We start from the raw sequence: 19,456 nt of genomic DNA, 5'->3' as shown, positions 1-19,456 counted from the left end.
ACATACAGACATGGACGGAGGGGAACATGAAACGCGTCATCGCGATGGCGGCGCTCGCCTGTTTTTCGGCTGGCTGCAGTCAAACAACCGAAACCACCACACAGGAAACGAGCAGCGCACAAACTGTCGGCGCGCCGACCACAAGTGCTGCAAGCGCCGAGGTTCCGCAGGTCGTTACGCATGAGCCGCCGTTTCGCTTGATGCGGGTCGGCGCGACTGTGCTTATCGACAACGGCAAGTGCCCGGCAGGTCAGCTCCAGAGTTTGAGCAAGCCGGAAGTCAGAAGCAACAGAATTTACCGATGCGTCGATGACCCGAGAAACTGAGACGCAGCACATCTCGGGATCATAAACCACCTCATCATTCGCGGTGAAGGAACGCGTGATGAAGAAAGCCGGCCTCGGAAAATCGCTGCCCACACTCCTCGCGGTGGGTGCCCTGCTGTTCACTTGGGTCGGCACAGGCGCCGGCCAGGGCATCACAGTCAAGACGATCGACGAAGGCTATTTCCGCTGTCTTGGCGGCGAGCTTCAGGATGGCGAGGATTGCTCCGCCTATCGAACCAAGATCAAGAAAACCGACCGCCGCGAATATCTCGCCTGTTATCGCCAATGCGTGTCGTCGTGCCAGCGTGACACCGACACCGTCGGCGACGAACGCTTTTGTGTCGATTCGGAATGCCTGCGCGGCGGCGAGTTCGGCTGCTGACACAAGACGGTCCGGCCAACCTCCCGTTTTCGAGCCATTGGCGCCGCAGCGTGGACCGACCCGGCTTCCCGGTTGTCCTTATGGGAGCACCCTGAGGTCGCTGGCCGGATCGACCGGCACTCGTTCGGGACGTTCCGATCGTGCCAGGCATTTCGTGCCGCGTTCCGAATTCGCTCTCGCCTGAGGGTGCCGCGCGTCGTGCGTCCTGCGGGAGGCGTCAACAACTAATTCCGCCCGTCCCTCCGACTTGGCCCGTGATTTGCGACGCTTTCGATATCGCAGCGTGGGGCAGGAAAAATGCACCAGATCGGGACAGCGGGCAGGCTGACAGGGCGGGATCATTTCCCGCTGAAACTGTCTGTCGCTCTGCTTCTGTGCTTCGCCGCTGCCTTCGCCTTCATGTCTCTTCTGACTTGAGGACGCGGTGGGGTTGTCGCGCTCCTCATAGGCCCGGCATTGATGGGGGTTAGTGCCGGGCCGCCCTTCTTCGCTAAAATAGCGCAAATTTCGCGCCGCTGGTGTTAACTTTCCAGGCGATGTGGGCTTCCCAAAGCCACGCCGATCTGTTTTTGTCGCGTGGCGTGAGTAACCCCCTCACGTTCTCTTGGCCCGGCGCTCACACCCCCCACTCTCCCTAAGCGCCGGGCCTTACCTTTCTTCCCTCCCCGCTTTTTCCCTGAAACTATCTTCCTGCCATCTCGTGTCTTCGGCGCGAGCGACGATTGGGGTTAGTCTGTCGCGCGCTGGCTCGGCATCCATTTCCTTCTTCGGGGATGCCGAGCTTTCATCTTCGTGCCACACAACCGCGAACAACCCACGCGCGACGATACAATTTCAGGTTGATACAACCTTTGGCTGCACCTCTGATCCATCATGAGATGGTCAGCCGCACTTCTCCGGTTTCGTTTCAGCACGACGGGCACTGCCGCCGTCGAAATGGCGATCGTCGCGCCGATCTTCATCGTCCTGATGTCCGGCATGATCGCCTATGGCATCTATCTCAGCGCCTGCCATTCCGTGGAGCAGATCGCGGCCGACGCGGCCCGCACAGCCGTTGCCGGCCTCGACAATGCCGAGCGCCAAACGCTGATCAGCGACTATGCGAAGCGCAATGGCGGCGCATACGGCTTCCTCGACACGCGGCATCTCAACCTTTCGGTCGCGGACAGCATGGATGGCGCGCCGCAATTCGAAGTGCTTGCAACCTATGACGCCCGCGCTCTGCCGATCTGGAACCTGTTCAGCTTCATCCCCATGCCGAGCCCGCTCATCGAACGTCGCTCCACCATCCGCATGGGAGGCGCATGATGCCGACCCGGAACACGCTACGCCGCTTCGTCCGCGACCGGAGCGGCAACATCGCCATGATGGGCGCGCTTCTTTTGCCGCCGGCCATGGTGCTGACTGCCATCGCCATCGACCAAGGCGCGCTTTATCGCGAAAAGCGGATGCTGCAAGGCGTGACCGATCTGGCGGCTCTTGCAGCCTCGAGCCAGCCGGACGCGGGCAGCGGCCTGGCCTTGGAGACCGTGCGCCGCAACGGCATCGCGGCGAGGCTGGGCACGGTGTCAGCCTCCAGCCTCGACGTGGAGGCCACCATTTCCGTTCAGCCGGGCCGCTATGAGCCGCAGGCCGGCACGCAGGTGGGCGAACGTTTCGTGGCCGGGGCCACGCCGTCCAACGCGGCACAGGTGACGCTCCGCCGCCCCGGCACGCTCCATTTCGGCACAGCGTTGATCACACCGCCCACCATCGAGACACAGGCCATCGCGCGCACCACGAACGGAGCAGCCGTCACGATCGGCTCACGCCTCGCGCGGCTGGAAGGCGGCATCGCCAATCAGGTTCTCTCATCGCTGCTCGACACCGAGCTGTCGCTGAAGCTGATGGACTACCGGGCGCTGGCCGACGCGAAAGTCGATCTGCTTCCCTTTCTGGCCGGCGTCGGCACTGAGCTCGGCATCAAGGCGGGCAGCTATCGCAGCATCCTGGAGGCCGAGGCCTCACCCGGCATCATCGCGGCAGCACTCTCCAGGCTCCCGCCGACGAGTGCCGCGGCCGCCACCGTTCTGCGCAAGCTCGCCGGCGCCAGCCGTGCCGGTTCCTTTCCGCTCGCCAAGCTCGTGCAGTTGGACAGTAGCCTTGCGGGTCTGCCGGTGGGCGCCAGCCACTTCCAGCTTCAGGCCAACGCGCTGCAGATCGTGCAGGCCGCAGCCCAGCTTGCGAATGGCGACCGCATTGCCGCGGTCGATCTCGGCACCGCACTGCCCGGCATCCTCCAGGCGACGCTCAGCCTCGCGGTCGGCGAGCCGCCGCAGGCCGTGTTCAGCGTCAGTGAGAAGGGTGCCACCATCCGCACCGCGCAGACGCGCCTGCTGCTCGATATCAAGCTGCTTGGGCCTGGCGGTCCGCTCGGTGCATCCATCCACCTGCCGCTTTATGTCGAGATCGCCTACGGCGAAGCCACGCTGACCGACCTCGCCTGTCGCGCCGCCCGACGCGAACCGACACGCGTCGATCTGACGGCACGGCCGGGCATCGCCGAACTGCGCATCGCGGCCACTGACCTCAAATCGCTCAACCGCTGGTCACGCCCACCGAGCTTCGGTCCAGCGAAGCTCGTCATGCTCCCCGCCGTCGAGGCAACGGGCAGCGCACGTGTCGTGTCGGATGGCAGCGCAACCCCGCTCAGCTTCTCGCAAACCGAGATCGACGCCCGCGCGGTCAAAACCGTTTCCACCCGCACGCCGACCGCGAGCCTGACGGCATCGCTTCTCAAGAACACCGAGATCGAAGTCAAAGTGCTGGGTCTCGGCCTGCCGCTCGGCGGCGCCCTCAAACCTCTGCTTGCCTCGACCCTCGAACAAGCGAGCGCGCCCGTCGATGCGCTGCTGATGGGCGTTCTCGACGCGGTCGGCCTGTCGCTCGGCGAAGCCGACATCGCCTATCACGGCGGTTCATGCGGCCGCGCGGTGATCGTGCGCTAGGCGCGAGTGCGCCTCAGCCCGCCGCGCGCTCGATCAGGATCACGACCGTGCGTCCATCCGCCACCACACCATCCAGCCCGATCCGCGCCTCCTCGGGCACTGCCAATTCCCAGCGCCACCCGTCTCGCTGCGGTAGCGCGAAATGCTGGGCCCGACGGTCGCCATTGATGACGATCGCCAGCCGCGAACCATCGCTCGAGCCGGTCTTGAGCAACAACGTGAAACGACGGCGCTCGGGCTCTTCCCAGCGCTGCGGGGAGAGTGACACACCGTCCGCCCCGAGCCACGCCGTCGCCTCACTCAGATGGCCGAGATCGTGAAGAGCCGGCACCTGCCGCCGCAGCGACGCAAGGGCGGCGACATGCGCTTCGAGCCCCTTGTCGCGGTTCTTCCAGTCCAGCCGGAAGCGTTCATTGTCCTGCGCATAGGCATTGTTGTTGCCATGCTGCGTGCGGCCCCACTCGTCCCCGGCAGTCAGCATGATCGCGCCGCGCGAGACGAACAGCGTGGACAACAGCGCGCGGATGTCGCGCCGGCGCGCGTCCAGCACATGCGGGTCATCGCTCGGCCCTTCGGCCCCATTGTTCCAGGAATGGTTGTCGTCGTGCCCGTCGCGGTTTTCCTCGCCATTCGCCTCATTGTGCTTGGCTTGGTAGGCAACCGTGTCGGCCAGCGTGAAGCCGTCATGGGCCGCGAGAAAGTTCACGCTACGCGTCGCCTCGCCGTCGAACAGATCGAACGACCCGGCGATGCGTGTGGCGAGCTGCCCGGCCATGCCGCCATCGCCGCGCCAGAAGCGGCGGATGTCGTCGCGTGCGCGGTCGTTCCATTCGAGGAACGGCGCACCGAACCTGCCCAGCTGATAGCCGCCCGGCCCGATATCCCAAGGCTCCATGACAAGCAGGCGGCTGCCGATCACCGGATGGTTGCGGATGGCGTCGAGCAGCGGCGCGTCGCGCGCGAACCCGTTCTCCCCTCGCCCCAGCACCGTGCCGAGATCGAAGCGGAAGCCGTCCACGCCCGCGAGTTCCACGAAGCGGCGCAGGCTTTCGAGCACCATCGCCTGCACGGCCGGGTGATCGGTGCGCACCGTGTTGCCCGTGCCGGTATCGTTGATCAACGCGCCGTTTTCCGCGTGCCGGAAATAGGCCGGCGCGTCGAGCCCGCGCAGGGAAAGCGTCGGCCCTTCGGCATCGCTTTCCGCCGTATGGTTGAACACCAGATCGAGAATGACGCCGATCCCCGCTTCATGCAGCTTCGCCACCGTCTGGCGCAATTCCGCCATGCCGCCGGGCACGAGGCGCGGGTCGAGCGCCATGAACGTCACCGGATTGTAGCCCCAGGCATTGCTCAAACCCAAAGAGGGCAAATGCCGCTCGTCCATGGTCGCGGTGATCGGCATCAGCTCGACAGCCGCAACGCCGAGCGTCTTCAGGTGCTCGATCACGGCCGGTTCGGCGAGTGCCGCCACCGTGCCGCGCTTCTTCTTCGGTACCTTCGGGTGCAGCATCGTGAAGGCGCGAACCGAGAGCTCGTAGATCAGTCCGCCCGGCGCGAAGCGCGGTGCTTCGAGCCTCAAAGGCCCTGTTTCCTCCACCACCACGCATTTCGGCAGCAGAGGCGCGGTATCGCCTCCCTCGCCGCGCTTCGCGCCCAGTCGCGCATCGTAGTGGTATGGCCCGTCGATCGCGGCCGCATAGGGGTCGATCAGCAGCTTGTCGGGGTCGAACCAAAGCCCCCGCGCCGGGTCATAGGGCCCATCCGCGCGGAAGCCGTAACGCGCGCCGGCCTTCAGCTTCGGCACCAGCCCGGAAAAGACCGTCCCGTCCCGTGTCAGCTCGACCCGCGCGATCTCGTCATCGCCCTTCTTGTTGAAGACCGAAAACCAGACCCGTTCCGCCGTTTCCGAACGCACGGCAAAGCGCACGCCCTTCTTTTCAGGCGTTGCGCCGAGCTTGATGGAGGAGGTTTCGGTCATGTCGCGCCCCATTTTCGGGACGCGACCGTAAGACAGAGAAGGTTAAGTGATCACCGTCGGAATATTTCGACCTGTCAGTTCCTTGATATTCGCGACCTCTTCCGCCGCCTGGATCAGGTCCGCCAGCGCTGCCTGCGTCTCGATATCGTGCTTTGCCGGATCAGGCTCGTAGCGCTCGATATAGACACGCAACGTCGCCCCGCTCGTGCCGGTGCCCGAAAGGCGGAACACCACGCGGCTGCCGCCCTCGAACAGGATGCGGATGCCCTGGTTCTTGCTGGTCGAGCCATCGACCGGATCGTGATAGGCGAAATCGTCCGCGGCTGACACCGTCAATCCGTTGATCTTCGGGCCCGGCAGCGTGTCGAGCTTGGCCCGCAACCCATCGACGAGCCTGTTCGCCGCTTCCGTTTCCACGCCCTCATAGTCATGGCGCGAATAATAGTTGCGGCCATAGGTGCGCCAGTGCTCGGACACGATGTCCTTCACGCTCTGCCCGCGCGCGGCGAGCACGTTGAGCCAGAGGAGCACGGCCCACAACCCGTCCTTCTCGCGCACATGGTCGGAGCCGGTGCCGGCACTTTCCTCGCCGCAGATGGTCGCCAGGCCTGCATCCAGCAGGTTGCCGAAGAACTTCCAGCCCGTCGGCGTCTCGTAGATGCCGACGCCGAGCTTTTCCGCCACGCGATCGGCCGCACCCGAAGTCGGCATCGACCGCGCGATGCCTTTCAGCCCCTGCCGGTAGCCGGGTGCGAGATGCGCATTGGCGGCGAGCAGCGCCAGCGAATCCGAGGGCGTCACGAAGATGCCGCGCCCGATGATGAGGTTGCGGTCGCCATCGCCATCCGAGGCCGCGCCGAAATCCGGCGCGTCCGGGCCCATCAACTCGTCATAAAGGTCCTTGGCATAGACGAGGTTCGGGTCCGGATGGTGCCCGCCGAAATCCTCCAGCGGCACGAAATTGCGCGCGGTTCCTTCCGGCGCGCCCAACCGGCGCTCCAGGATCTCCTTCGCATACGGCCCCGTCACGGCATGCATGGCGTCGAAGCTCATGCGGAATCCGCTCCGGAACATGCCCTGAATGGCGCCGAAATCGAACAGGCTTTCCATCAGCTCGGCATAGTCTTTCACCGGGTCGATGACCTCGATCACGAACCCGTCCACCTCGCGCTCGCCAAGCGTGTCGAGGTCGAGCACACCCAGATCGGTGGTGTAGTATTTGCCGATCACCTTGGAGCGCGCGAAGATCGCGTCGGTGATCTTCTCCGGCGCCGGCCCGCCATTGCCGATATTGTACTTGATGCCGAAATCTTCATTCGGCCCACCCGGATTGTGGCTGGCCGACAGGATGAAGCCGCCGAAGGCCTTGCGCTTGCGGATGACGTTGGAGGTCGCCGGCGTCGAGAGAATGCCGCCCTGCCCCACCACCGCGCGGCCGAAGCCGTTGGCGGCGGCCATCGCGATCACCTTGCCGATCACCTCGCGGTTCAGGAAGCGCCCGTCGCCGCCCACCACCAGCGTCTGGCCCTCGAAGCCCTCGAGGCTGTCGAACACCGACTGGATGAAGTTCTCGGCATAGTGCTCCTGCTGGAACACCGGCACCTTCTTGCGCAGGCCCGAAGTGCCGGGCTTCTGGTCGGAAAAGGGCTTGGTTTCGACCGTTTGTTTCATGCACTCTCTTCTTTCGGTGAAACGAGGGAGCGGAACAGGGCCGCATAGCGTGCGGCACTCCGGTCCCATGACACATCGGCCTTCATGCCTTCCCGCATCAGACCGGTCCAGACCTCGCGGTCGCGATAGGCGTTGACGAGGCGGCGTACGGCATATGTCAGCGAGGCGGCACTGTCGGGGGCGAACTGGAAACCGGTCGCCACGCCCGCGGCCAGCGCGGCCTCATTGGCGTCGGTCACCGTATCGGCCAAGCCGCCCGTACGGGCCACCGCCGGCACACAGCCATAGCGCAAACCGTAGAGCTGGGTCAGACCGCAGGGCTCGAAGCGCGAGGGCACGAGGATCGCATCCGCCCCGCCCTGCATCAGATGCGACAGGCCCTCGTCATAGCCGAGATGCAGCCCGATCCGCCCATGATGGCGCGCGGTGCCGGCTGCCAAGGCAATCTCGAGCTCCGCATCGCCCTTGCCGAGGATCGCCAGCTTCGCGCCCGCCGCGACGATGTTGTCGAGCTCTTGTGCGATCAGGTCGATGCCCTTCTGCCACGTCAAACGGCTGACCACCGCGATGATGGGGTCATGGCCTTCTTCGAGGAAGAAGCGCCGCTCGAGCTCCGCGCGATTATGCCTGCGTCCGTCAAGATGCTCGCGCGAGAACGGCCGCTTCAGATGCGGGTCGCGGCTGGGGTCCCACACCACGGTATCGATGCCGTTGACGATGCCTGACAACTCGTTGGCACGGGTGTTGATGAGCCCGTCCAGCCCCATGCCGAATGCCGGTTCGCGGATTTCCTGCGCATAGGTCGGGCTCACGGTCGTGATGGCGCTGGCCGCGCGCAGGCCGGCTTTCAGGTAGCCGACGCCGCCATAATATTCGACGCCGTCCACGCTCATCGCCTCGGGCGGCAGGCCGAGTAAGCGGAAGATATCCGCGCCATACTGGCCCTGAAAGGCGAGGTTGTGGACCGTGATCACCGACGGGGGCGCGGGCGCATCCTCGAAACGCAGATAGGCCAGCGTCAATGCCGCCTGCCAGTCATGCACATGCACCAGATCGGGCTGGAATGCGCCGAGCTTCCCCTGCCCGATATCGGCCCCGACACGGCTCAGGGTCGCGAAGCGCTGCCAGTTGTCCGGCCAGTCATTGCCGCCCGGATCGGCATAAGGGCCCCCTGCGCGCGTGTAGAGATGCGGCGCATCGAGCACGAGCAGGTCGAGACCCGCCACCGTGCCCATCAGCACCGTCGCAGGACCGCCCGCGAGATCGTCGTACGAATAGACCGCCTCACCCTCGAACTGCTTCATCACGGGGATGAAGCCGGGGATCAGGGTCTTCACCTCGATCCCCTGGCTTTTGAGCGCCAGCGGCAGGGCGCCCGTCACATCGGCCAACCCGCCCGTCTTGATGAGGGGGAAGATTTCCGGCGTGACGGACAAGACCTTCATGTTTGAACGAGCCAATCAATCCAACCTGTTGATCATATCCTGCGTGATCAGGACGATCCCGCCCTCCGACACGCGGAACCGCTCGCTGTCCTGCACGGCATCCTCGCCGACCACGAGACCTTCGGGGATCTTCACGCCGTGATCGATCACCACGCGGTTGAGCCGCGCGCCGCGTCCGATCGTGCAATCGGGCAGCACCACCGCCTCGTTCAGCGAGGAGAACGAATTGATGCGCGCGCCGGTGAAGACCAGCGAACGGCGCAGCGACGCGCCCGACACGATGCAGTCGCCCGCGACCAGCGACGACACCGCCGAGCCGCGCCGACCCTCGTCGTCATGCACGAATTTCGCCGGCGGCTTGATCTCCGCATAGGTCCAGATCGGCCATTCGCGGTCGTAGAGGTCGAGTTCGGGCGTGACGTCCGTCAAGTCGATATTGGCTTCCCAATAGGCATCGATCGTTCCCACATCGCGCCAATAGGCCTCGCGCTCGAAGGAGGAGCGCACGCAGGACTGCGCGAAGCGGTGCGCCTGCGCGTGTCCGTGCTCGACGATATAGGGAATGATGTCCTTGCCGAAGTCGCGCGCCGAACCGTCGGTCGCCGCGTCGCGGCGCAGTTGGTCCATCAGGAACGCCGTGTTGAAGACGTAGATGCCCATCGAAGCCAGCGCGAGGTCCGGCTGGCCCGGGATGCCGGGCGGGTCGGCCGGCTTTTCGATGAAGGAGATGATGCGGTCGGTCTCGTCCACATGCATCACGCCGAAGCCCGTGGCTTCCATGCGGGGCACTTCGAGGCAGCCGACGGTGACGTTCGCACCCGAATTGACATGCTGCTGCAGCATCAATTCGTAGTCCATCTTGTAGATGTGGTCGCCCGCGAGGATGACCATGTATTCGGGCCCATAGGCCTCGATGATGTCGATGTTCTGGAACACCGCATCCGCCGTGCCCTCATACCACTGCGTTTCCGACACGCGCTGGCTGGCGGGCAGAATGTCGAAGCTCTCGTTTCGCTCGGGCCGCAGGAAGTTCCAGCCGCGCTGCAGGTGGCGGATCAGCGAATGCGCCTTGTATTGTGTCGCCACCCCGATGCGGCGAATGCCGGAGTTCAAGGCATTCGACAGCGCGAAATCGATGATGCGCGTCTTGCCGCCGAAGTAAACGGCGGGCTTGGCGCGCCGATCGGTCAGTTCCTTCAGGCGGCTTCCCCGCCCGCCCGCAAGAACATAAGCCATGGCGTCACGCGCCAGCGGCTGAACTCGTCTCGATCCTTCCATCCGGTTTCCTCCCTCGAACCCCTTACGCTTCCAGCTCCAGTATCAGCGTCGCGAGCGGCGGGACCGTCAGCCATGCGGCCGCACCGTTCCCATCCTCCACCGCCTCCACGGCGCCGTTATTGCCGACGCCCGAGCCCCCGTAAGACTCGGCATCGGTGTTCACGATTTCGCGCCACTTTCCCTTTTTCGGCAAGGGCACGCGATAGTTTTCCCGCACAACCGGCGTAAAGTTCGTGATGACCGCCACGGGTGCCGTGTCAGGGGCCATCCGCGCCCAGGCGAAGATCGAGTTCTGGCTGTCGTCGCCGATCAGCCACTGGAAGCCCTCGGGCTCGCAATCGCGCGCATGCAGTGCCGGCACCTCGCGATAAGCGAAGTTCAGATCGCGTACGAGCCGCCGCACGCCCTCATGCGCGGGCGCATCGAGCAGCCACCAGTCGAGCGGCCGGCTTTCCGACCATTCCGCGCGCTGGGCGAATTCCTGTCCCATGAACAACAGCTTCTTGCCGGGATAGCCCCACATGAAGCCGTAATAGGCGCGCAGCGTCGCGAATTTCTGCCAGTCGTCGCCCGACATCTTGGCGAGCAGCGAGCCCTTGCCATGTACCACCTCGTCGTGGCTCAGCGGCAGAACGAAGTTCTCGCTATAGGCATAGACGAGCCCGAAGGTGATCTCGTCGTGGTGATACTTCCGGTGCGCCGGGTCACGCGCGAGATATTGCAGCGTGTCGTGCATGAAGCCCATGTTCCACTTGAAGCCGAAGCCCAGGCCGCCCTCGTGCACGGGCGCCGAGACCTTCGGCCAAGAGGTCGATTCCTCGGCGATCGTCATGATGCCGGGATGGGTGCCGTAAACGGCCTTGTTCATGTCCTGCAGGAACCGCACCGCCTCCCAGTTCTCGCGCCCGCCCTGCTCGTTGGGGATCCACTCGCCTTCCTTGCGGGAGTAGTCGCGGTAGAGCATCGAGGCCACCGCATCCACGCGCAACCCGTCGACATGATACTTCTCGGCCCAGAACAGCGCGTTGTTGACGAGGAAGGACAGAACCTCCTTGCGCCCGAAATTGTAGATCAGCGTGTTCCAGTCGGGATGGTAGCCTTGGCGCGGATCGGCGTGCTCATAGAGCGCGGTGCCGTCGAAATGGGCCAAGCCGTGCGCATCGGTCGGGAAATGCGCCGGCACCCAGTCGAGAATGACACCGAGGCCCGCCAGATGCGCGCCGTCCACGAAGCGCGCGAAGCCTTCCGGCTCGCCGAAGCGCGCCGAGGGCGCGTAGAGGCCGGTCGTTTGATAGCCCCATGACGGATCGTAAGGGTGCTCGGAAATCGGCAGGAACTCGACATGGGTGAAGCCCATATCGACCGCATAGGGGATCAGCCGGTCCGCCAGCTCGTCCCATGACAGGAACGACCCGTCCTCGCGCTTCTGCCAAGACCCCGCATGCACTTCGAGGATCGAGATCGGCTGACGCCGCGCATCGGCCTTCTGCCAGTATTCGCGGTGGCCCTGATCGGCCCACTCATGCGCCGGCTGCCAGTCGGTGACGGAGGCCGTCTTCGGCCGCAGCTCCGAGCGGAACGCGAAAGGGTCGGCCTTGAGCGGCTGACGCGCGCCGTCAGCCCCGATGATCTCATATTTGTAGGCCCGGCCCGCTTCGATGTCGGGCACGAAGATTTCCCACACGCCGGTGTCGCGGCGCAGGCGCATGGGCAGGCGGCGGCCGTCCCATTCATTGAAGTCGCCGACCACGGAAACACGCCGCGCGTTCGGCGCCCAGACGGCAAAATGCACGCCCTTCGCACCCTCATGCTCGATCACATGCGCGCCGAGCTTGTCGAAGAGCCGCAGGTGCGATCCCTCGCCGATATAATAATCGTCCATCGGCCCGAGCACCGGACCGAACGAATACGGGTCCGTCACCCACCATTCGCCGCCCGCGTTGCGCGCGCGATATTTCAGCGGCTGCCGCGTCTTGATGGTGACCGGCCCTTCGAAAAAGCCGGAATCGTTTGTGCGCTGAAGCTCGCCCAGCGGCTCGCCGGCAAGCGTGAAGACGTCGAGCGTTTCGGCATGTGGCACGAAGGCGCGCGCCAGCAACCGGTCGCTCGCCTCCTGAACGCCCAGCACGCGAAACGGGTCGCCATGGCTGCCGGAGATGATGGCATCGACTTCCGACGGCGACACGCGCGCATCTTCCGCAACGCTCGCCTTGCGCGCCTCTGAAACCGTCATGCCGCCCCCTGTCTGCTTGCCCTTTTCATTCCAACTATCTGGGGCGCAGGCCAGTTCCCGCCAGTGCTCCGGTTCGGCTATCCGCCCACTGTCGGCGTATTCCAGATATCCCTGGCATATTCGCGAATGGTCCGGTCCGAAGAAAACCAGCCCATGCGCGCGGTGTTCAGGATGGACTTTTCAGCCCAGAGCTGCGGGTCGCGCCAGATCGCGTCGACCTTGCGCTGCGCGTCGGTGTAGGCGTCGAAATCGGCAGCTACCATGAACCAGTCGGTGTTGTAGATGCCGTCCATCAGGCCGCGATAGCGGTCCGGGTCGTCCGGCGAGAAAACGCCCGACGAGATCGAGGACAGCGCCTGCGAAAGTTCGGGCGACTGCGCGATCACATCGCGCGGCGAATATCCCTCACGCCGCCGCTCGGCGACCTCTTCCGCGGTGAGGCCGAAGATCACGATATTGTCCGCGCCGACATGCTCCTGCATCTCGACATTGGCGCCGTCGAGCGTGCCGATGGTCAGCGCGCCGTTCAGCGCGAACTTCATGTTGCCGGTGCCGGAAGCCTCCATGCCGGCCGTCGAGATCTGCTCGGACAGGTCGGCCGCCGGCACCATCACTTCGGCCAAGCTCACATTGTAGTTCGGCAGGAACACGATCTTCAGCAGCCCGCGCACGGTGGGATCGCGGTTGATCACACGCGCCACGTCGTTCGCCAGCTTGATGATGAGCTTGGCGTTCACATAGGACGGCGCCGCCTTGCCGCCGAAGAACTTCACGCGCGGCACCCACTCCTTTTCCGGGTGGGAGCGGATCTGGTCATAGACCGCCACAGCCTCGATGATGTTCAGCAGCTGCCGCTTGTATTCGTGGATGCGCTTGATCTGGATGTCGAACATCGCCGAAGGATCGACCTTCACGCCGAGGCGCTCGACCACGAGTGCCGCCAGCCGCTCCTTGTTCCGCCGTTTCACGCCGGTGAACTTTTCCTGGAAGCCGCCGTCCTTGGCGTAATCCTCGAGGTCGCGCAGCAGCGTGACGTCGTCGAGGAAACCATCCCCGATCGTTTCGCGCGCGAGTTGAGTCAGGCCCGGATTGGACTGCAGGAGCCAGCGGCGCGGCGTGATGCCGTTGGTCTTGTTGTTGATGCGGTCGGGGTAGAGCCGGTGGAGATCGGCGAACACCGTTTCCTTCATCAGGTCGGTATGAAGGGCTGAAACGCCGTTGATCGAGTGCGAGCCGGCGAAGGCCAGATTGCCCATGCGCACCCGGCGCTCGCCGGTCTCGTCGATCAGCGAAATGCGCTTGATGGAATCGTCGCTGAACGTGTCCTTGTCGCGCGCTTCCTTCAAGAGCAGCGAGTTGACCGAATAGACGATCTGCATATGGCGCGGCAGAAGGCGGTCGAGCAGATGCACGGGCCAGCTTTCCAGCGCCTCGGGCAAGAGCGTGTGGTTCGTGTAGGCGAAGGTCTCGCGCGTGATGTCCCACGCCTTTTCCAGCGCAAAGCCATGCACGTCCATCAGAAGCCGCATCAGCTCGGCCACGGCGATGGCCGGATGGGTGTCGTTGAGATGGATCGCCGCCTTCTGGCCGAGCGTCGAGAGATCGCCATACTGGCTCAAGTGGCGCTGCACGATGTCCTGCAGCGAGGCGGCCGAGAAGAAATATTCCTGCCGCAGCCTCAGTTCCTGGCCCGCCGGCGTCGCGTCGGCGGGGTAAAGCACGCGTGACAGCGTGTCGGCCTTGGTGAAGTCGCGCAGCGCGCCGATATGGTCGCCGGCATTGAACGCGTCGAGGCGGATCGGGTCGATCGGCATCGCCGACCAGAGCCGCAACGTGTTCACGCGCTCCCCGCGCCAGCCCACCACCGGCGTGTCGTAGGCGACGGCGAGCACGCGCTCGATCGGCTTCCAGACATGCTTCTCGTCGTCGCCTTCCGCGAATTCCACCAGACCGCCGAAGCCGACCTCGAAGGAGCGCTCGCGACGTTCGAATTCCCACGGATTACCATAGTCGAGCCAGGTTTCCGGCAGCTCCACCTGCCAGCCTTCCGAGAATTCCTGCCGGAACATGCCGTTCTCGTAGCGGATGCCGTAGCCATGCGCCGGCACGTCCACGGTCGCCATCGATTCCATGAAGCAGGCGGCGAGACGCCCCAGACCGCCATTGCCGAGCGCGGCGTCGGGTTCGAGCGCTGCGATCACGTCGAGGTCCACGCCGAGCTTGTGAAGGGCGGCGCGCATCTCCTCCATCATGCCGAGATTGGAGAAGGCGTCGCGCGTCAGGCGGCCGATCAGGAATTCGAGCGAAAGGTAGTAAACCCGCTTTCGGCTGTCGTCATAGGCTTCCTTGGTGCTTTCGATCCAGCGATCGATCACCCGGTCACGGACAACGCGGATGGCAGCGGCCAGCCAGTCATGCGGCTTCGCGACCGTGGCATCCTTGCCGAAGCGATAGCGCAGACAGCTCAGGATTTCGTTGGCCAGCACATCTGTGCCGGGGGTGAGCCTCGAAGGCTGGAGGGCTGCGGAAGCAATCGCGACGTTCATGATGTCCCGTTCTGTGATCGAGCCAATGCCGGATGCGCGAGAATGCGCACCCCCTCCCTCGCAAAGACTATAGGCGACCTGTCTAGGCTTTCAAATGTTAGGAAAGCTTTGTATCGCTGGGCTGAATGCCGCCGATCACGCCGCCAGCGCGTCTTCCGGCGGCTTCTTGGCGCCCGTCATCAGGGCCACCGCGTCCGACATCGAGATCTGCTTCGGATCGACGACGCAGAGGCGGCGGCCGAGGCGATGGATGTGGATGCGGTCGGCCACCTCGAAGACGTGCGGCATGTTGTGCGAGATGAGCACGATCGGCAGGCCGCGCCGCTTCACGTCGAGGATCAGTTCCAGCACGCGCCGGCTTTCCTTGACGCCGAGCGCGGCCGTCGGTTCGTCCATGATCACGACCTTGGAGCCGAAGGCGGCAGCCCGCGCGACTGCCACGCCCTGGCGCTGGCCGCCCGAGAGCGTTTCCACCGCCTGCCCGATATTCTGGATCGTCATCAGGCCGAGCTCGGTCAGCTTCTCGCGCGCCCGCTTTTCCATGGCAGCCCGGTCGAGCATGCGGAACCACTGGCCCATGACGCCGGGCTTCCTGATCTCGCGACCGAGAAACATGTTGTCGGCGATCGAAAGCGCCGGGGAAAGCGCCAGGTTCTGGTAGACCGTCTCGATGCCCGCTTCGCGCGCCTCCATCGGCGACTTGAACAGGACCGGTTTGCCTTCGAGCCGGATCTCGCCTTCGTCGGGCATCACGGCGCCGGAAATGGCCTTGATGAGCGAGCTCTTGCCCGCGCCGTTGTCGCCGATCACGGCAAGGATTTCGCCGGGATAGAGGTCGAAGTCGGCATGGTCGAGGGCGGTCACGCGGCCGTAGCGCTTGACCAGGCCCTTGGCGGAAAGGAGGGGTTCTGCGCTCATGGCTACACCGAAACCTTTCTGATCCACTGATCGACCGCGACCGCGCCGATGATCAGCACGCCGGTCAGAAGCACCTTCCACTGCGGATCGGCGCCGAGCATGTTGAGGCCCATCGAGACCACGCCCACGATCATCGCGCCGAACAGGGTGCCAAGGATCGAGCCGCGGCCGCCAAAGAGCGAGATGCCGCCGATGACCGCGGCCGTGATGGCCTGAAGATTGTAGTCGGTGACCGCGGCCGAAGGCGAAACCGAGCCGTTGCGGCCGATCGAAACCCAGGCCGCGAAGCCCGCGATGAGCCCTGCGATGGCATAAACGGCCATCAGAACCTTCTTGGTCTGGATGCCCGAAAGCTTCGCCGCCTCGGGGTCGTCGCCCACTGCATAGACGTGGCGGCCCCAGGCAGTGTGGTTGAGCACGTACCAGAGAATGGCGACGAGCAGCACCATGGCGAGCACGCCCAGCGTCAGAACCGCTGAGCCGACGCGGAAATTGATGCCGAACAGTTGCAGAAGCGGGGCGGTCGCCGCCACATCGGCATCGCGGATCGTTTCATTGGCCGAGTAGATGAAATTCGTCGCCATGACGATGTTCCACGTGCCCAGCGTCACGATGAAGGGCGGCAATTTCACCACCGCCACGAGAAAGCCGTTGAGCAGCCCGCACAGGAAGCCCGTCGCCAATCCGGCCACAACCGCGATGGGTGCCGGCAGGCCATAGGACACGGCGACATTGCCCATCACCACGGACGAGATCACCATGATCACGCCGATGGAGAGGTCGATGCCGGCGGTCAGGATCACCAGCGTCTGCGCCGCGCCCAGCATGCCGACGATGGCGATCTGCTGCAGGATCAGCGTCAGGGTATAGGACGAGAAGAAGCGTCCGCCGATCGTGAGGCCGAAGATCAGGATCGAGGCGATCAAAACGATCAGCGGCACGGCGGCCGGGTTGGAATGCAGGAAATGCTGCGCCCGCTTCACGAAGGGCACGGACTCGTGCTCGAAGCTCGCGACCGAGCGGTCGCTGCCTTCGATCACCCGTTCATAGTCTTGCGCCTGAGCCATGATTTCTCCCTCCCGGAGCCGGCTGTTGGGTGAAAGGGGCCGCCTCCTCAGGCAGCCCCTTTCGGGTTTATGGGCCGGTCAGGCACGCAAGGCCGACCGGCCCGCCCCTCTGTTATTTCAGCCCCAGCACTTGTCGAGGCCGGTCTTCACGTCGATCGATTCGACGCCCTGCACCGGCTTGTCGGTGACAAGCGCCACACCGGTGTCGAAGAAGTCCTTGCCTTCGGTCGGCTTGGGCTTCTCGCCCGTGTCGGCGAACTTCTTGATGGCCTCGACGCCGAGCGCCGCCATCTGCAGCGGGTACTGCTGCGAGGTCGCGCCGATCACGCCTTCCTGCACCGATTTCACGCCGGGGCAGCCGCCATCGACCGAGACGATCAGCACCTGGCTTTCGAGGCCGACGGCCTTGAGCGCCTGATAGGCGCCGACAGCGGCCGGCTCGTTGATGGTGTGAATGACGTTGATGGAATTGTCCTTCTGGAGAAGGTTCTCCATCGCCTTGCGGCCGCCTTCCTCGTTGCCGTTGGTGACGTCATGGCCGACGATGCGCGGATCGTCCTCGTCGCCGATCTTGTTCGGGTCCTTGGTGTCGATGCCGAAGCCCATCATGAAGCCCTGGTCGCGCAGCACGTCCACGGAAGGCTGCGAGGGGGTGAGGTCGAGGAAGCCGATCTTGGCGTCCTTGGCCTTGTCGCCCATGGTGGCGGCCGCCCATTGGCCGATCAGCTTGCCGGCGAGCAGGTTGTCCGTGGCGAATGTCGCGTCGGCGGCATCGACAGGCTGAAGCGGCGTGTCGAGCGCGATCACGAGCAGGCCGGCGTCACGCGCCTTCTTCACCGAAGGCACGATGCCGGCGGTGTCGGAGGCTGCGATCAGGATACCCTTGGCGCCATCGGCGATGCAGCTCTCGATGGCCGCGACCTGGCTTTCCGAGTCGCCGTCGATCTTGCCGGCATAGGACTTCAGCGTGACGCCGAGTTCCTTGGCCTTGGCCGTGGCACCTTCCTTCATCTTGACGAAGAAGGGGTTGGTGTCGGTCTTGGTGATCAGGCACGCGCTGACCGCGTCCTGCGCGGAGGCGGCCGATGCGATCATCGACAGCGACAGCGCTGCGAACGCGAAGACGCTCGATTTCAAAAGCTTGTTGGTCACGAATTCCTCCCGGTGGTGTCGTTGGCGCGCGGGCCTCCAGCCCAGCGCTCCGGCGGCGCGGTGTCCTCTCCGCCTCCCCTCCAAGAAATCTTAGTCGGCCCCTCGTGTCAATAACTAAATCACTCTGATTTAATATTGACGTCCGCTCCGATTAGGCGCAATTTGCCGCTTCGCATTCCAGCGGGAGGAAGATGTGGAGACGCTGGCTTCACGCGCGAACGGGTCATCCGGCCTCGCGCGCGGCACCAATCAAAGCGGCATGCGCGACGCGAACGAGCGGCTCGTGCTGTCGCTTCTGCGTCGCGAGCCCGGTCGCTCGAAAAGCGAGATCGCGCGCTTGACGGCACTCTCGTTGCAGACCGTTTCCGTGATCATGCGTGGTCTGGAAGAAGATGGCTTGCTGCGCCGGCTCGAACCCAAACGCGGCAAGATCGGTCAGCCTTCCGTGCCGATGGCACTCGACCCGGAAGGCGCATTTTCGTTCGGGGTGAAGATCGGACGGCGCAGCGCCGAACTCGTGCTGATCGACTTCCTCGGCAACCCGCGCGGCATGTTGCGCCGCGCCTATCGCTATCCTGAACCCACCGAAACCGTGAAGTTCGTTTCCGAAGGTGTGGCCGAACTGCGCAGTTCGCTGAGCCCTGAGCAAGACAAGCGCATCACCGGCCTCGGCATCGCCATGCCCTTCGAGCTGTGGAGCTGGGCGGACGCCGCCGGCGCGCCGCGCGAGGTCATGGAGGCGTGGCGGCATCGTCAGATCCGCGAAGACATCCAGGCCTCCCTGCCCTTTCCCGTTTATGTGGAAAACGACGCGACGGCCGCCTGCGGCGCGGAACTGGTGTTCGGCAATCGCGACGGCATCGGCGAGATCGGCGACTTCATCTATTTCTATCTCGGCGCCTTCGCGGGCGGCGGCATCGTTCTCAACAACAGCCTTTATGCCGGCCGCTCGGGCAATGCGGGCGCGCTGGGCTCCATGCCGGTCCCAAGCCGCGACGGCCCGCGCCAGCTGATCGACGTCGCGTCGCTCGCAGCGCTCGAGGCGCTTCTGATCTCCCAGGGCCATGACGGGTCGCGTCTCTGGTCCAACCCGGACGACTGGGACGACATCGGTTCGAGCGTGGACATCTGGATGGAGCAGGCGGCCTCCGCCCTGGCCTATGCCATCGCCGCTGCGTCCTCCGTGATCGACTTCGAAGCCGCCGTGATCGATGGCTGGATGCCGCCCTTCGAGCGCGGCCGTCTGGTCGGGGCCGTGCGAAGCGCGCTGAGCCGGATCGATGCCGAGGGGCTGGAACTGCCGGCCGTGTTCGAAGGCACGGTCGGCAGCAATGCGCGCGCGCTGGGCGCCGCCAGCCTGCCGCTCGCCGACCGCTTCCTGTTCGGTTCCGGCATCATCGCCACGCGAATCTGACGCGCCCGCATTGTCAGCGCCCTCGCCTCCCATTACGGCGAAGCTCTGAGAGGAGACCC

The 19,456-nt window shown here is 64.6% G+C and carries 14 protein-coding genes; 5 read left to right on the top strand and 9 right to left on the bottom strand.

Translation table 11 applies throughout. From position 1 onward, the window contains the following. Window positions 1-26 precede the first annotated feature (26 nt). From NGM99_RS02160 to NGM99_RS02145, 4 genes are all read left to right on the top strand, one after another. The gene (locus tag NGM99_RS02160) at window positions 27-326 is read left to right on the top strand and encodes a DUF6719 family protein (RefSeq protein WP_252815472.1); all 300 of its coding nucleotides are present in this window, start codon (window positions 27-29) and stop codon (window positions 324-326) included. Window positions 327-384: 58 nt separating this feature from the next. Further along, on the top strand, window positions 385-708 hold the full coding sequence (locus NGM99_RS02155; protein WP_252815470.1) for a hypothetical protein: 324 nt from the start codon (window positions 385-387) through the stop codon (window positions 706-708). An 873-nt stretch (window positions 709-1,581) separates the two neighbouring features. Next, window positions 1,582-2,016, top strand: coding sequence for a TadE/TadG family type IV pilus assembly protein (locus NGM99_RS02150; protein ID WP_252815468.1), 435 nt, complete (start codon window positions 1,582-1,584; stop codon window positions 2,014-2,016). Next, window positions 2,016-3,695: a pilus assembly protein TadG-related protein gene (locus NGM99_RS02145; RefSeq protein ID WP_252815467.1), complete on the top strand. Its 1,680-nt coding sequence runs from the start codon at window positions 2,016-2,018 to the stop codon at window positions 3,693-3,695. Before NGM99_RS02150 ends, NGM99_RS02145 begins: the two co-directional genes overlap by 1 nt. A gap of 13 nt (window positions 3,696-3,708) precedes the next feature. Here the strand turns inward: NGM99_RS02145 and glgX are convergent, their stop codons facing one another. From glgX to NGM99_RS02100, 9 genes are all read right to left on the bottom strand, one after another. After that, window positions 3,709-5,673 carry a glycogen debranching protein GlgX gene (gene glgX / locus NGM99_RS02140; RefSeq protein WP_252815466.1) on the bottom strand — a complete coding sequence of 655 codons (1,965 nt, stop codon included), beginning with the start codon at window positions 5,671-5,673 and terminating at the stop codon, window positions 3,709-3,711. Between the two features lie 42 nt (window positions 5,674-5,715). After that, window positions 5,716-7,344, bottom strand: a complete 1,629-nt coding sequence (locus NGM99_RS02135; protein ID WP_252815464.1) for an alpha-D-glucose phosphate-specific phosphoglucomutase — start codon at window positions 7,342-7,344, stop codon at window positions 5,716-5,718. Further along, window positions 7,341-8,789, bottom strand: coding sequence for a glycogen synthase GlgA (gene glgA, locus NGM99_RS02130; protein ID WP_252815844.1), 1,449 nt, complete (start codon window positions 8,787-8,789; stop codon window positions 7,341-7,343). Before glgA ends, NGM99_RS02135 begins: the two co-directional genes overlap by 4 nt. 15 nt (window positions 8,790-8,804) lie before the next feature. Next, a complete protein-coding gene (gene glgC, locus NGM99_RS02125; protein WP_252815462.1) occupies window positions 8,805-10,067 on the bottom strand; it encodes a glucose-1-phosphate adenylyltransferase in 1,263 nt (420 codons plus the stop codon). Window positions 10,068-10,089: 22 nt separating this feature from the next. After that, complete coding sequence (glgB, locus tag NGM99_RS02120; RefSeq protein WP_252815460.1) at window positions 10,090-12,300, bottom strand: 1,4-alpha-glucan branching protein GlgB; 2,211 nt, start codon at window positions 12,298-12,300, stop codon at window positions 10,090-10,092. 77 nt (window positions 12,301-12,377) lie between these two features. Then, complete coding sequence (locus NGM99_RS02115; protein WP_252815459.1) at window positions 12,378-14,846, bottom strand: glycogen/starch/alpha-glucan phosphorylase; 2,469 nt, start codon at window positions 14,844-14,846, stop codon at window positions 12,378-12,380. 135 nt (window positions 14,847-14,981) lie between these two features. Beyond that, complete coding sequence (locus tag NGM99_RS02110; RefSeq protein WP_252815457.1) at window positions 14,982-15,764, bottom strand: ATP-binding cassette domain-containing protein; 783 nt, start codon at window positions 15,762-15,764, stop codon at window positions 14,982-14,984. Window positions 15,765-15,766: 2 nt separating this feature from the next. Then, window positions 15,767-16,831 (bottom strand): ABC transporter permease, encoded by a 1,065-nt coding sequence (locus tag NGM99_RS02105; protein ID WP_252815455.1) that lies wholly within the window; start codon window positions 16,829-16,831, stop codon window positions 15,767-15,769. 117 nt (window positions 16,832-16,948) lie between these two features. Continuing rightward, on the bottom strand, window positions 16,949-17,926 hold the full coding sequence (locus tag NGM99_RS02100) for a sugar ABC transporter substrate-binding protein (protein ID WP_435371376.1): 978 nt from the start codon (window positions 17,924-17,926) through the stop codon (window positions 16,949-16,951). A gap of 316 nt (window positions 17,927-18,242) precedes the next feature. Between NGM99_RS02100 and NGM99_RS02095 the strand changes: the two genes are divergently transcribed. Continuing rightward, window positions 18,243-19,397, top strand: a complete 1,155-nt coding sequence (locus NGM99_RS02095; RefSeq protein ID WP_289852320.1) for an ROK family transcriptional regulator — start codon at window positions 18,243-18,245, stop codon at window positions 19,395-19,397. Window positions 19,398-19,456: the final 59 nt, after the last annotated feature.

Source organism: Mesorhizobium liriopis (assembly GCF_024053505.1).
In the GTDB taxonomy this organism is placed as follows: domain Bacteria; phylum Pseudomonadota; class Alphaproteobacteria; order Rhizobiales; family Rhizobiaceae; genus Mesorhizobium_B; species Mesorhizobium_B liriopis.
This window is presented reverse-complemented; position numbering and strand designations above follow the sequence as displayed.

Excerpts from the sequence above, each read along its gene's own strand:
- NGM99_RS02160 (WP_252815472.1), top strand. The coding sequence starts at position 27 with ATGAAACGCGTCATCGCGATGGCGGCGCTCGCCTGTTTTTCGGCTGGC.
- NGM99_RS02155 (WP_252815470.1), top strand. The coding sequence starts at position 385 with ATGAAGAAAGCCGGCCTCGGAAAATCGCTGCCCACACTCCTCGCGGTG.
- NGM99_RS02150 (WP_252815468.1), top strand. The coding sequence starts at position 1,582 with ATGAGATGGTCAGCCGCACTTCTCCGGTTTCGTTTCAGCACGACGGGC.
- NGM99_RS02145 (WP_252815467.1), top strand. The coding sequence starts at position 2,016 with ATGCCGACCCGGAACACGCTACGCCGCTTCGTCCGCGACCGGAGCGGC.
- glgX (WP_252815466.1), bottom strand. The coding sequence starts at position 5,673 with ATGACCGAAACCTCCTCCATCAAGCTCGGCGCAACGCCTGAAAAGAAG.
- NGM99_RS02135 (WP_252815464.1), bottom strand. The coding sequence starts at position 7,344 with ATGAAACAAACGGTCGAAACCAAGCCCTTTTCCGACCAGAAGCCCGGC.
- glgA (WP_252815844.1), bottom strand. The coding sequence starts at position 8,789 with ATGAAGGTCTTGTCCGTCACGCCGGAAATCTTCCCCCTCATCAAGACG.
- glgC (WP_252815462.1), bottom strand. The coding sequence starts at position 10,067 with ATGGAAGGATCGAGACGAGTTCAGCCGCTGGCGCGTGACGCCATGGCT.
- glgB (WP_252815460.1), bottom strand. The coding sequence starts at position 12,300 with ATGACGGTTTCAGAGGCGCGCAAGGCGAGCGTTGCGGAAGATGCGCGC.
- NGM99_RS02115 (WP_252815459.1), bottom strand. The coding sequence starts at position 14,846 with ATGAACGTCGCGATTGCTTCCGCAGCCCTCCAGCCTTCGAGGCTCACC.
- NGM99_RS02110 (WP_252815457.1), bottom strand. The coding sequence starts at position 15,764 with ATGAGCGCAGAACCCCTCCTTTCCGCCAAGGGCCTGGTCAAGCGCTAC.
- NGM99_RS02105 (WP_252815455.1), bottom strand. The coding sequence starts at position 16,831 with ATGGCTCAGGCGCAAGACTATGAACGGGTGATCGAAGGCAGCGACCGC.
- NGM99_RS02100 (WP_435371376.1), bottom strand. The coding sequence starts at position 17,926 with ATGATCGCATCGGCCGCCTCCGCGCAGGACGCGGTCAGCGCGTGCCTG.
- NGM99_RS02095 (WP_289852320.1), top strand. The coding sequence starts at position 18,243 with ATGCGCGACGCGAACGAGCGGCTCGTGCTGTCGCTTCTGCGTCGCGAG.